The 13,033-nt window shown below is 30.4% G+C and carries 12 protein-coding genes, 1 pseudogene and 1 riboswitch; of the genes and pseudogenes, 2 read left to right on the top strand and 11 right to left on the bottom strand.

Annotated features, from left to right (window positions below; genetic code table 11):
• Positions 1 to 23: 23 nt before the first annotated feature.
• From Q428_RS06285 to Q428_RS06275, 3 genes are all read right to left on the bottom strand, one after another.
• Entirely contained in the window at positions 24 to 1,520 is a 1,497-nt protein-coding gene (locus Q428_RS06285; protein WP_035379221.1) for a sensor histidine kinase, read from the bottom strand.
• Between the two features lie 13 nt (positions 1,521 to 1,533).
• On the bottom strand, positions 1,534 to 2,547 hold the full coding sequence (locus Q428_RS06280) for a substrate-binding domain-containing protein (protein ID WP_035379220.1): 1,014 nt from the start codon (positions 2,545 to 2,547) through the stop codon (positions 1,534 to 1,536).
• Between the two features lie 163 nt (positions 2,548 to 2,710).
• Complete coding sequence (locus tag Q428_RS06275; RefSeq protein WP_035379218.1) at positions 2,711 to 3,754, bottom strand: GerMN domain-containing protein; 1,044 nt, start codon at positions 3,752 to 3,754, stop codon at positions 2,711 to 2,713.
• Positions 3,755 to 3,998: 244 nt separating this feature from the next.
• Here Q428_RS06275 and Q428_RS06270 point away from each other — a divergent pair, with 244 nt between their 5' ends.
• Positions 3,999 to 4,691: a PHP domain-containing protein gene (locus Q428_RS06270; protein WP_035379217.1), complete on the top strand. Its 693-nt coding sequence runs from the start codon at positions 3,999 to 4,001 to the stop codon at positions 4,689 to 4,691.
• 115 nt (positions 4,692 to 4,806) lie between these two features.
• Here Q428_RS06270 and Q428_RS06265 read toward each other — a convergent pair whose 3' ends face one another.
• From Q428_RS06265 to Q428_RS06255, 3 genes are all read right to left on the bottom strand, one after another.
• Positions 4,807 to 6,015 carry an N-acetylmuramoyl-L-alanine amidase gene (locus Q428_RS06265; RefSeq protein WP_161633599.1) on the bottom strand — a complete coding sequence of 403 codons (1,209 nt, stop codon included), beginning with the start codon at positions 6,013 to 6,015 and terminating at the stop codon, positions 4,807 to 4,809.
• Entirely contained in the window at positions 6,006 to 6,353 is a 348-nt protein-coding gene (locus Q428_RS06260) for a peptidoglycan-binding domain-containing protein (protein WP_152539080.1), read from the bottom strand. The genes Q428_RS06265 and Q428_RS06260 overlap by 10 nt, the downstream gene beginning before the upstream one ends.
• A 336-nt stretch (positions 6,354 to 6,689) precedes the next feature.
• On the bottom strand, positions 6,690 to 7,442 hold the full coding sequence (locus Q428_RS06255; protein WP_035379215.1) for an exodeoxyribonuclease III: 753 nt from the start codon (positions 7,440 to 7,442) through the stop codon (positions 6,690 to 6,692).
• Between the two features lie 237 nt (positions 7,443 to 7,679).
• Here Q428_RS06255 and Q428_RS06250 point away from each other — a divergent pair, with 237 nt between their 5' ends.
• Positions 7,680 to 8,480 carry a protein-glutamine gamma-glutamyltransferase gene (locus tag Q428_RS06250; RefSeq protein ID WP_035379213.1) on the top strand — a complete coding sequence of 267 codons (801 nt, stop codon included), beginning with the start codon at positions 7,680 to 7,682 and terminating at the stop codon, positions 8,478 to 8,480.
• Between the two features lie 29 nt (positions 8,481 to 8,509).
• On the opposite strand, the gene Q428_RS06245 is transcribed toward Q428_RS06250, so the two are convergent.
• The 5 genes and pseudogenes from Q428_RS06245 to Q428_RS06225 all read right to left on the bottom strand — a co-directional run bounded on the left by Q428_RS06245 (position 8,510) and on the right by Q428_RS06225 (position 13,030).
• The gene (locus Q428_RS06245; RefSeq protein ID WP_035379211.1) at positions 8,510 to 8,674 is read right to left on the bottom strand and encodes a zinc-ribbon domain-containing protein; all 165 of its coding nucleotides are present in this window, start codon (positions 8,672 to 8,674) and stop codon (positions 8,510 to 8,512) included.
• Between the two features lie 159 nt (positions 8,675 to 8,833).
• Positions 8,834 to 9,834, bottom strand: a pseudogene (gene add / locus Q428_RS06240) (adenosine deaminase).
• Positions 9,835 to 9,887: 53 nt separating this feature from the next.
• A riboswitch (purine riboswitch) is annotated at positions 9,888 to 9,987 on the bottom strand.
• Positions 9,988 to 10,033: 46 nt separating this feature from the next.
• Positions 10,034 to 10,987 (bottom strand): ROK family glucokinase, encoded by a 954-nt coding sequence (locus Q428_RS06235; protein ID WP_035379209.1) that lies wholly within the window; start codon positions 10,985 to 10,987, stop codon positions 10,034 to 10,036.
• Between the two features lie 124 nt (positions 10,988 to 11,111).
• Entirely contained in the window at positions 11,112 to 12,323 is a 1,212-nt protein-coding gene (locus Q428_RS06230; RefSeq protein ID WP_035379207.1) for an ABC transporter permease, read from the bottom strand.
• 14 nt (positions 12,324 to 12,337) lie between these two features.
• Entirely contained in the window at positions 12,338 to 13,030 is a 693-nt protein-coding gene (locus tag Q428_RS06225; RefSeq protein WP_035379205.1) for an ABC transporter ATP-binding protein, read from the bottom strand.
• Positions 13,031 to 13,033 lie beyond the last annotated feature (3 nt).

The following is a 13,033-nucleotide window of genomic DNA, read 5'->3' as shown; positions in this document are numbered from 1 at the left end:
TCAAAGAAATTCACTTCCTTTATCTATGAATTAATAGAAGGTAATTTTAGTGTTATTTTGGTTCCATTCCCTACTTTACTCTCTATATCAATCAAATTACGTCTATCTGATATATTAAATAGAAGTTCAAGCCTTTCTAATACATTATTAATACCAATTCCTGTTACATGTTTTTTTGTTAATGTTTCATTTGAATTCCATCCAATTATTTCTTCTATGCATTTTGTATCCATCCCTATACCGTTATCTATTATCTCTATTTTAATCTCCTTATCCTCCATCCTAACGTTTAAATGAATTTCACCGTTTCTTTCTAAATTTTGAAGTCCATGAATATATGCATTTTCTACTATGGGCTGAAGTGTTATTCTTGGAATCTTTACATCTAAAGCCCTATCATCTATATTAAGATAAAAATTAATTCTATCACCAAATCTTATTTTTAATATCTGCATATAATTTTTAACATGTTCAATTTCTTCTCTAAGAGGCACAAGCTCCTCTATATTCTTTAAATTATATCTGAAGAGACTCGCAACATTTTCAATAAATTCTGAAGATTTTTCAGCCCCCTCTATCATTGATAGCTGTGCGGCTGCATTTAGTGTATTAAATAAAAAATGGGGGTTAATTTGGGATTGTAGGAATTTTAATTCAGCTTCTTTTAACAAACTAACCATTTTTAAGTTTTGTAATTCCTGTTCTTTTAGCTTATTTTCAACCTCTGCCTGTTTTTTTAACTCATCTATATAATTTTTTATACTCGCCACCATTTTTATAAATGCACCCGCAAGAATATCAGTTTCATCTCCAGTATTTGTCTGAACTAATTCAATATCAAAATCACCCTGTGCTATCTTCTCAGCAGACTGAGATAGATTGGAGATTGGTCTGGTTAATCTATATGTAGAAATAAATGCAATATAAAGTGTAACAAAAACCAAGACTATTATCGCCAACAAGTTTAAATAGGTAATAAGATTCATATTATTGTTTATTCTTTTATATCTTTCTGAACCAACCATTAATTTATTATCTAAAAGTTTATTGTTGTAAAACCTAATATATTCACTTATTTCATTAGATCTTTGAAAATTAGCAATATATCTACTGCTAATTCTTCCACGTTTTGCAGATACAGCCTTATCCGCTTCACTCATTAGTTCATCCAGCATATTCCCAATATCCTTTAAAATCAATATTTCATTGTCATTCTCAATAGTCCTAGGAATTTGCCTTGAGATTTCCTGAAGCTTATTATAATAATTATAATAATTGAGCAAACTTTCTGACGAAGCAGTAGTTAAATATTTTTCTAATTCTGTCATAAGAGAATTTACATTGTTTTTAAGATTATTTAAAAAAATGTAATCAGTTATTATATTATTGGTATTATTAAGTACAACCTTTGCGTTATAATATGAAAAAAGGCTTGTACTACTTAGAAGCAGAATTGTGAATATGAAGTAAGTTGTTAATTTTTTCCTTATGCCATAAAATTTAAAAATATCCTTCAACATAATAAACTCCTATTCAATATTTGTTCTCCATAAACTCCTTTTTCTTTGATTTTAGTAAATCATCCTTAGTAATTACTCTTACCTCTGTATCAATAAAAGTGGGTACATTTTTACCACATTTCACATCTATCATTGTTTTTAAACTTTCATAACCCATTTTATACGGATCACTAGCCACTGTACCATAGATTATTTCCTTATCAATATATCTTAAAATTTCCTCTGAACTCCCATACCCTACTAATATGATTTTACCAACCTTATTTCTATCAACAATAAACTGTGCAGCTCCCAAGGTATCAGCAGAATTTACAGTAAAAATAGCATTTATATTATCCTTAGAATTGATTATTTTTTGTGTTATCTCTTCTGCACTTAATATACCCATTTGTGAAGTATAACTATTGATAACTTTCATTTCTGGAAAAGGTCTTATAGTACTTAAAAAGCCATTCATTTTCAAACCATACTCTATGGACCCTTGGTTTGAATCGTTACTTGAAATAACAGCTATATTTGCTCTTCCCCCTGTTGCCCTTATTAGCAGCTCTGCTGCTTTTTTCCCTATCTCATAACTGTTTGTACCTACAAATGCATATCTTTTACTCATACTATCATCGTTTTCCAAAGTTATAACAGGGATACCTTTATAATATGCCCTATCAATTACCCCAGTAAAATCTGCTGTACTGGAAACATGTGTTATTATACCATCAACCCTGGATAAAGTGGCAATATCTATATATTTTAATTCTTCCTGGGGATCATTAAAACGTGGCCTGCAAACCTCTATTACTGCATTATTATCCTTTGCAGATTCTTCAGCCCCTTTTATAGCCTCATTCCAAAAAGGATCCACAGAATTTTGAACAATAAAATAGAAATGATATAAAGGCCTTGAAGTCACATTTTTTATATCTTTATTATCTATCCAAATTAAAATTATGCCAGCTATTGTAATCATTAATAAAAGTAATGAAATAGCATGTTTATATAATAACCTAAATAAAGCCTTTAATAATTTCATTTTAACTAGCCTCCATTTAATGAATTCATAATTTATTATAACACATACCTATTATAGTAAATATAGGTAATATACCCATTTTTGTAGTAATAAAGCTGCAACTTTTGTAGTTATTAGCCTACTTTGTTGCAGCTTGTTTAAATTAATTTTCTTGTTAAAGTTCTTATTTAATTTCTATGGTATTTTTCTTTTCTACCTTAACTGGATTTTTATCTTCTAGGGATATGTGGCCTGATTCGTATGGACTGCCTTCGATTGTTATGGAAACTCTTTCACAATTGTAATATTCTCCAACTGTATTTACTAAACTTTGCAGTATGTCACCCTCTAAACCCGCACCAACATTTAACTCTGAAATAAATTCCTTTGACAAATCAACATAGGCTACATTATCATTTGAATTAAAATACATATTATTAATCTTTGTATTTTCCCCCAATATTTTGCTTAAATTTTCATAAGGAGGTTTTTTAAAAAAATATTCAAGTTTATCCTTTATTGTATCATTAGTTGAAAAATCAACTGTTTCCCATTTATAAACAATTCTATCCTTGTTATAATCAGGGTAATAAATTTTTACTTTTTTTGTTAAGACAGCCTTTTCCTCAATAGTTTCAAGATTGGTTTCAATTTTCATTTCCCCTGATTCAAAGACTGATTTCACATGCCCTAATTTATATGCATAGTAATCATAGGTTTTATAATCTTTACCCTCAGTTGTCACTTCTAAAGCTTCTACTTCGCCAAATGGCAATTTTATTTTTTTATTAATACTGGAAATGTATCTTTTTCTACCATCATTTATATACCATTGGGTACCCACCTGTAATGGTTCCTTCAATAAAATCTCAGATTTATCATTATTCATATCAATAAATTTATCCCTATAATAAACCTCACCCTCATAATAAACAATCCTAAGTTCTCCATTTTTAATTTCATAAACTTGAACCATCTCAGTACCAGGATTAATAGTTCGTAATTGAATCCTATCTCCTGCAATATAATCCACCAAAACTTCCTTTTCTGCATATTCATTTCCTATACCCTCATATTTCATTCTTCTATCGGGATGAAACGGAAAAAAATCCTTTACAGTATAACTCTTTAACCCTGAGCTTTGCTTTACTTCATCAGAAACTTTTTCTTTATTAATACATGAAGTTAAAATAAACACTATTAGAAATATTGAAAATATTTTTTTCATATACCATCATCCTTTCATAAAGATAATTTAACCTGCAAATTTTATTCTAAACAGCTTCTTAATTTTCAATTACTTTAATTTACAAGTTAAAAAAGTATCACACTATTACATTTAAAACCATATTATAATTTTGTGATCAGATTTCTTGTGAATTTTTGATTTATAGAATTTCAAATCCTAATCTCTATTCTAATATATTTTGAACATATTTAGTACAAAATTTTCATTAAGCCAGGTGTTTGTTATGTTAAATAAAGCAGATCTTCATATTCATACCACCGTTTCTGACGGTGAATTAGATCCGGAGGAAGTTGTTATAATGGCAAAAATATCTGGAATAGACCTAATTTCCATAACAGATCACAATTCAACAGAAGGTATTCAGGAATCTGTCAATGCAGGTAAAACATATGGCATTAATGTTATTCCTGGAATCGAACTATCAACAAAGTATAAAGGGGAAAAGGTTCATATTTTAGGTTATTTTAAAAGTAACAAATATAATGACTCCATCTTCCAAAATATATTACAGCTATTGAAATGTGATAAAACCAAAGATGCCAGAAAAGAAATGAATAAATTTATGAATACAGTAACTTCAGGTAATAAACTTTCTGTCCTTGAGGGCATAGACTTATTGCGTGCTTTTGATGCCTCTGTTGCTCTAGCTCATCCAATTCGAATAAACAAAAAAATTTTATCAGAAGTTTTACAATTTCCCTTTGACGGTATAGAATTGAAGTATTGTGCTTCAATTTCTGATAACATCTGTTATTTTGATTTAGAAAATAAAGATAGTTTTTCATTTTATACTGCGGGATCTGACTTTCACACTACAAAAACTAAGAATACACACCATAGTGTTATAGGAAAACCCCATCTTGATAGCTATGAAATAGCTTTATTTTTAGAAAATTCTAAAGCTCTGGTTCTTTAAACAACAACTTAGTTTTATAGAATTTAATTTACCTCTTCATACTTTTTACTTTTTAATATAAAACACCTTTATCTTTTGAAATTTTTTCAATAGAAAAGGTGTTTTTTCTTTAGAATTACTTTTTCCAATATTCAAAATATTTCTCAATTCCTTTATACATTCCAAAGGATGCATTTTCTCTTTGTTGTTGATCTTTGATTATTTTCAAGTCCGATGGATTATTAAAAAATCCTATTTCAACAAGAACTGAAGGAAGATTATTCTCTCTCAAAACGCTAAGTCTGCTTTTAAATAAACTTGTATATTTCTTTGAAAAGCCTGTACTTAAATTCAACTCCTGCAGCAAACTCATTCCTAAAATTTTTCTTCTTTCATAGTCATAATTATTATAGTAGTCTGTATAATATGTGTCATTTTCAGTCTGAACATAAACTTGAACACCTGATGCTGATGTTTGTGTTTCAGCTGTTGTAGAATTGCAATGAATTGATACAAATACTATGTCCTTATTATATTTTTCTTTAGTTAATTCAAAAACCTTTGCCATCTCAAGTGGATTTTTCATAATTCCGTAACGTTCTTTATATGATGGCTGTTCTATATAGTAATTAAAAGTTAATGACATATTATATAAATCCTCTATCCTTGTTTTGTTTAAATCAATCTTTTCCTTTAATTCATCGCTGCTCTCTGTTAATTCTGCAATTTCCTTAGTTAAATCATCTATTTTTTGTTTATTTATTTCTCGATCTTCGGAGTTTAATTTTTCTAACTCTGCTCCTTTACTAATCAATAGATTCTGAAAATTTGACATCTGTTTTTCAAATTCAGCATTCTCTTTTTCCAGTTTTTCTCTTTCTAAATCAACAATCAATTTATTTGCTACTGCAGAGCGATAATACAATGAATTATAACCACTATTACCATCTGTGGCTCTTGTCATTATTACCATTGCCCCTGCTTCCGTTAAAATTCGCTTGAGTCTTAGTCCCATATCAAGTGTCATAGTTTTTTCATAGACGTTTTCCCGTGTTACACCTGGATCATTAAAGCCGTGACCTGGATCAATAACTACAATCTTACCAGATAAACTTCCTGGTGTTCCTTTTTTAAATGTAAAAACCTGGCTTGTATTTTGCTGATTTTCAGTCTTACCATTGCTGGCTTTAGGCACAGCCGAAGCTTTTATCAGTAAATTAATTGTATTTTTATCTGCCACACCAGTTACTGGTATTTTTATAGATTTCTGAAATGCCTTTACAGCATTTACAGTCATGTCTCCATAATATCCAAAAGTACTTGTTTTTAAAAATTTCAGCTGCACCAATTTTTTTGTAGTTCAGTTACGTCTGAACCAGAACATCCCTTTTTTAACACCCTGTACCCAAGTGTTACCTTAGTATTTTTATTTTTGGAGCTAATAGATTTATTTAGCTCGCTCCAAGTTGCAGAATCTGCTATACCCGTAACCTTAATTTTTTTATCCCTTTGAAATTTAATTACAGCATCCCTTGTCATATCACCAAAATAAGTTGTAACAGTCCCTTTATAATATCCAAGAACTTTTAATTTGTTTTGAAGATCTGATACTTCCTTACCTTTTGAACCATATTTTAAAGTAGTAGCAGCCATTGCAGCAGGAGCAAAAATTAAACTTATCATAAAAAAAGTAATCAAAAAAATTCCTATCCTTCGATGCAACAATATACCTCCTTATCTGTTGTATACATTACAATGTAAATGTACATAATTAATTCTTTAGACTACTGCTTGTACTATCTTAATTTTATATTATAAGATTTAACTATTAAATATTTATTTAATTTAAATTAAAAAAATAAATAACTATGCTTCACAGATTCCCATCATTCTATTTTAAATTTTATAAAACAAAAGCTCCATAAAGGAGTTAATGAAAATCCTTTGTGGGGCTTAGTTACAATAAGTTGCTATTTTTTATCATTCCTGACTTTTGTTGCAGATAGTTCCCAAGGTAAATTAGCTTATTACTAATTCAACTGGACAATGATCTGAGCCTAATACATCTGTGTGTATATCTGCACTTACTAGTCTGTCTTTTAAACGCTCTGAAACACAAAAATAGTCTATTCTCCAACCTGCATTATTAGCTCTGGCATTAAATCTATAGGACCACCATGTATATACTCCGGTTTTGTCTGGATTAAAAAAGCGATAGGTATCTATAAAACCTGATTCTAAGAACTCCGTAAACTTATTTCTTTCTTCATCAGTAAAACCAGCATTTTTTCTATTACTGTTAGGATTTTTCAAATCTATTTCTTTATGTGCAACATTTAAATCTCCACATATTATTACAGGTTTAATCTCATCCAGAGAACTTATGTATTTTCTGAAGTCATCCTCCCACTTCATACGATATTCTAATCTTGCTAATTTTTCCTGGGAATTTGGCGTATATACTGTAACCAGATAATATTCATCAAATTCTAAAGTTATAACTCTTCCTTCTTTATCATGTTCCTCCTTATTTATACCATATGTCACATCTATTGGTTTTATTTTTGTAAATACTGCTGTTCCTGAATAGCCTTTTTTTTCTGCATAATTCCAGTATTGATAATAACCATCAAGTTCTAAATTTATCTGATTTTCCTGCAGCTTACTTTCCTGTATGCAAAAAATATCCGCATCAACCTTTTTAAAATAATCTAAAAATCCCTTTTGCACGCACGCCCTTAAGCCATTAACATTCCATGATATAAGCTTCATAGTCCTTCACCCTCTCCATATACATATTCACCTTGTCATCTTCAATAAATTTTAACATAAAAGTGCTTTTCTATTCTACCATGTTAAAAAAATCATTTTATTGTAATTATCCATTTTATAATTATAATTAATATCTTCATTCTGATGACCTTTGTATCCCACTACTCAATTTTCATCACATTTTGCTATAAAAGTCATAATATATTTATTATACTATGTTTTTTATAGGTGGCGAAAATGATTAAAATATCAGAAACGATTTTTCCAAAAACTTTTATCAATGATTATGCATTAAATCCAATTGAAAGAAAAATTTTTCAAATTCTTTCTGAAAGTGATTTTGTTTATAACTATTCATCATTAAATCAACTAAAGTTTGAGATAGAACTGAGAATAAATATAATTGAAGCATCAAAAGAATTCAATAAAAGTAAAATTCAGTTTAAGGTATTCAGTGAAGCTAGATGCAACCCTGATTTTTGGGAATTAACTCCCGCTGGTGGCTTCCAATTAAAAAAAGATATCCTCCCTGCTCAAGGTATTAAAGATATCTTTTCAAACAGCTTTAAATATGCTACTGAGTGTTCTACTGCTATTATAATAATTTATTATAAAGCACTCCTGAAGATATTTCCTGATGAACTTTTTAACACAGCTTTCCAAAATATTTATCTAAGAAATTGGAATTACATTGATAGTGACTTAAATGTATTTACCTACTATAAAGATAGAGATTTTTTACCCGCTGACTGCAGATATTTCAAAAATCCAGATTTTGATCCTGAAAAATCTCAATGGCAAGGAGAAAATGTCATTGATCTTGGAAACGACACCTATTTTGGACATGGCATTGGTATAAAAAATACTGAAAGCATTGTAACGATCCTCAATCAGAATAGAAAACCAAATGCAACCCAATCTGCTTATTTAACCAATTCCGTAACAAATCCAGATTATAAGCATCTAGCAAATTTGTACTTTAATTATATTTCAAAAACACGTTATAAATTTTTTAAAAAAATAAAACCTGTAAGATAAATCTTACAGGCTAAATTTCGAAAACATAACTATCTTCTAAAACCTCTGTTGTTTTGTTGTTTTCTTGCTCTTCTACATTCTGGACATCTTTGTGGTTCGTTTTCAAACCCCTTTTCCTTATAGAATGCTTGTTCTCCTTCTGTGAAAACAAATTCCTTTCCACAGTCTTTACATACTAAATTCTTGTCTGCCATTTCAACATTCCTCCTTTTTATTAACTAAGATTTACAACTGATTCACATTACGTTCCTATAAAAAGGGAATGTTGTTAATCGTGCTAAATCTTATTTCTATTGGTTTTTTCAACCACCATGAATATCAGTATATCACCTATTTTAGAACAATGCAATACTTTATTTGAAATTAATTTGATTAAGTAGTTTATTTTTTGTTGTTTCATCTGCAAAGGATGCATAAACACTATTTATATATATATCCCTGTAATCTTCTAATTTCAGTTTTAATTCATCCCTTAAAATATTATATTCCTTTGTAAGATCAACTCCTGATACAGTTCTGTTATCAGTGTTAATAGTAACCTTAATTCCATCCATATGGAAATCATAGATAGGATGATTTCTATATGAAGAAACTGCCTTTGTCTGAACATTGCTGGTTGGGCAAATTTCAAGAGCAACTCCCTTTTCCTTTACAACCTTATATGCTTTTTCATAATCCTTAATATAAACGCCATGACCAATTCTTTCTGCTCCTAATAAAGTAACTGCATCAAAGACATTTTTACCAATTCCTGTTTCACCTGCATGTATTGTTACCCTGAAACCATAATTTCTTGCAAGTCTCATACAATCTACATAATTTTCTACAAAGCCCTCTTTTTCAGAGCCTGCTATATCAACTGCAACAACTCCATCACCTATAAAATTTTTTCCTTCTTCAATCATTTCATATGCTGTTTCTACTGGCATATGCCTTAAACATGAAAGTATAAGATTTCCCTTTATGTCATATTTGGATTCTGCATTTCTTATCCCCTTTAATACACTTTTAATAACCTCTTTTATATTTAAACCCTTATTAGTATGGAGTATCGGTGCAAATCTTACTTCTATATATTTCGTGTTTTCCATTGCTGCATCTTCTAAAAGTTCAAATGCCACTCTTTCTAAGGATTCACTAGACTGCATGACTGAAATAGGTAAAGTAAATCTTTTTAAATATTCATCTAGTGATGGACAATCCAAGGGAGCTGTTACTAATTTTTTTATTGACTCTAATTCATAGGTTGCAGCTCTATCCCCTCTATTTTAGCTATATCTATTATAGTTGCAGGTCTTAAACTACCATCTAAATGGCAATGAAGTTCAATTTTAGGTATCTCATTCAAATTCATTTCTTAACCCTCCTCATTAAAAACAGTTAAAAAAATCCTGATTACGAAGAAAATACAAAATGTATTCTCTTCGTAATCAGGAATTATCGGTTCCTGGTAGAGACCTCCAAACCCTATTATTGGAGTTATACGAAGTTCATCAACTATTTTTTTATTATTATATTTAAATCTTATTTTTATGTCAAGATTCTCTTTAAAATTATCTTATTCCGTGTTTACCTATCATTGCAGCTCCAATAATACCTGCATTGTTTCTAAGTTTCGCCAACTCAATCCTACCTATAGGCATATTTTTAAAATTCTTGTTCTTTTCAACTTCTTCCCTGACTAGGTTAAGTAAATACTCCCCGGCGTTTGATATTCCTCCGCCTATTGCAATTATTTCCGGATCCATTATTGTTATTATATTACCTATACCAATTCCTAGATATTTTATTAATCTTGTCACTGCATTTAATGCAAGCTTATCACCTTTCTGTGCAAAATCGAAAATCAATTTAGCATTAAGTTTTGTAAAGTCTCCCTTTATCTCATCTTTTAACAAAGATGCTTCATTTGTTTCTTCCAATAATTTTTTTGAATATTTTATTATTGCAGTTGATGAAGCAAATGTTTCAAAACATCCATTCTTCCCACAATTACAGTCATAAAAATTTTCTCCAATCACCATATGACCTATTTCAGATCCTACTCCATTGAATCCACTATATACTTCTCCATTTAACACAATTCCGCCTCCAATACCTGTCCCAAGTGTTAATAACACCCCACTCTCTGCTCCCTTCATAACACCACATTCAAATTCTGCTAAAGCAGCTACCGTTGCATCATTATCAACAAAAACAGGTATTTTAAAATATTCTTCTAAATCAATTTTTAACGGTACATCATTCCAATTTAAATTTACACATGAAATAACATTTCCCTTCTTATCTGCTATTCCAGGTATTCCTATTCCAATTGATTTAATCTCTGACTTATCTATACCATATTCATCACATAGTTCAAATACTAATTTAACAATATCCCTTACAATTGCTTCATAACCCCTCTCAGAATTTGTTGGAATTGATTTGAGATGTTTAATTTCTCCATACAAATCAACAATTCCAGCAGCTATATTAGTTCCTCCTAAGTCTATTCCTATTAACATAATTTTCCCCCTTGTTTTATTTGATTATTTTGTATTATACATATTTAATTTATCCATCCCATCTATACAATCCTATTAATTAATTTATTTATATACTTTATTTTTAAAACTTGAATATTATTGATTATTCATACCTTAAAGCTTCTATTGGATCTAATTTTGCTGCCTTTCTAGCCGGATATATACCAAAGAAAATTCCAACTGCTGATGAAAACAATATTGCACCAAGAATAGCCTTTATTGATATCGCAGGTTCTATGCCAGCAAAAGCGCCTATTACCTCTGCACCTAATATCCCTAAAGTCATCCCTATCAATCCGCCAATTAATGATAAAATTACAGACTCTATTAAAAACTGCATCAAAATCCTGCCTGTAGTGGCACCTATAGCTTTTCTTATTCCTATTTCTCTGGTTCTTTCAGTTACAGAAACCAGCATTATGTTCATAACTCCAATTCCACCAACTAACAATGATATTGCTGCAACAGCTCCAATAAATGCAGTAAAGATGCCAAGGACATTGTTTATCTGATCAAGCATTTTTAAAATACTTTCAGCCGAATATACATCTTGACCTTTATTGCCATGTCTTGCCTCTAATATATTTATTGCACCTTTTCCTGCGCCTTCACTTTCATCCTGAGAAATAGCCATAACCGTCATAGAATCAATTTTTAAACCATTTGATTCCAAACTACTGAGAAATGTTAATGGTACTGTTAAAATAGCAGGTCTTTGATTATTTTTAACACCGCCAAACATCATTTCCATACCCTTTTCTACGCCTATAATCTTAACTTTTTTTGTTGTTGAATCTATTCTGAGTTTTAAACTTTCACCAACAACATCAGCATATCCAAAGAATGTCATTGCAGTGTCCTCATCTAATATGGCAACCGCATCTCCCTCTTCAAACTCTCTCTCATTAAAATATCTTCCATATAATATTTCAGTATTATTCAGATAGGCAAGATCCGGAGATCCTCCACTGATAAAAGCTCTCCTGCTGTCCTTATCCGAAAATGCAACTCCCCTTGTTTGTACAATAGGGCTTGCGTATTTAACACTATCCAGTTTTTCTTTTATGTATTTTACATCTTCAATAGTAATATAGTCTGTTGATTGAGCCCTTGAACTATTGACTTTAATACTGACAGAGGCTGCACCAATTTTTGAAAATTCACCAGTAATTTCATTTTGTCCACCTTGACCTAAAGATACAATAGTAATTACCGAACTGATACCTATTATTATCCCAAGCATTGTTAAAAATGCTCTCATTTTATTCGCCATTATACTTGAAAAAGCCATCTTAATGCTTTCATATATGTCCAATATTTTATCCTCCCTTACAATACTATTCTATCCTTTACAGGTAAATCGGACACAATTTCTCCATCTTTAAACCTGATAATCCTCTTTGCATGTTTAGCGATATCATTTTCATGGGTAACCATAAGCACTGTGGCACCTTCATTGTTTAGGTCCTGGAATATTTTCATGATATCCATTGAGGACTTTGTATCTAAATTACCAGTGGGTTCATCTGCCATAATTACAGAAGGATTGTTAACAATAGCCCTTGCAATAGCAGCCCTTTGCTTCTGCCCCCCTGATATTTCATTTGGCAGATGTTTAACCCTGTCTATCAGACCTACTTTTTTCAGTGCTATCATTGCCCTTTCTCGCCTTTCCTTTGTAGATATTCCTGCATAAAGCATTGGAAGTTCAACATTTTCCAGAACTGTCATTCTTGGAATTAAATTAAACGCCTGAAACACAAAACCAATCTCCTTATTTCTCAGAAAGGCTAATTCATTATCTTTTAATCCTGCAACGTTTTTACCATTTAAAATATATTCCCCTTCGTCCATCCTGTCTAAACATCCAAGAATATTCATAAATGTTGATTTTCCTGAACCAGAAGGACCCATAATTGCTGTAAACTCCCCTTTTGCCACCTCTAGACTTACCTTCTTTAAAGCTACAAGTTCTATATCACCAGTTTTATATATTTTAACGGCATCCTTAATCCTTAACATTAT

Source organism: Fervidicella metallireducens AeB (assembly GCF_000601455.1).
GTDB lineage: Bacteria > Bacillota > Clostridia > Clostridiales > Caloramatoraceae > Fervidicella > Fervidicella metallireducens.
This window is presented reverse-complemented; position numbering and strand designations above follow the sequence as displayed.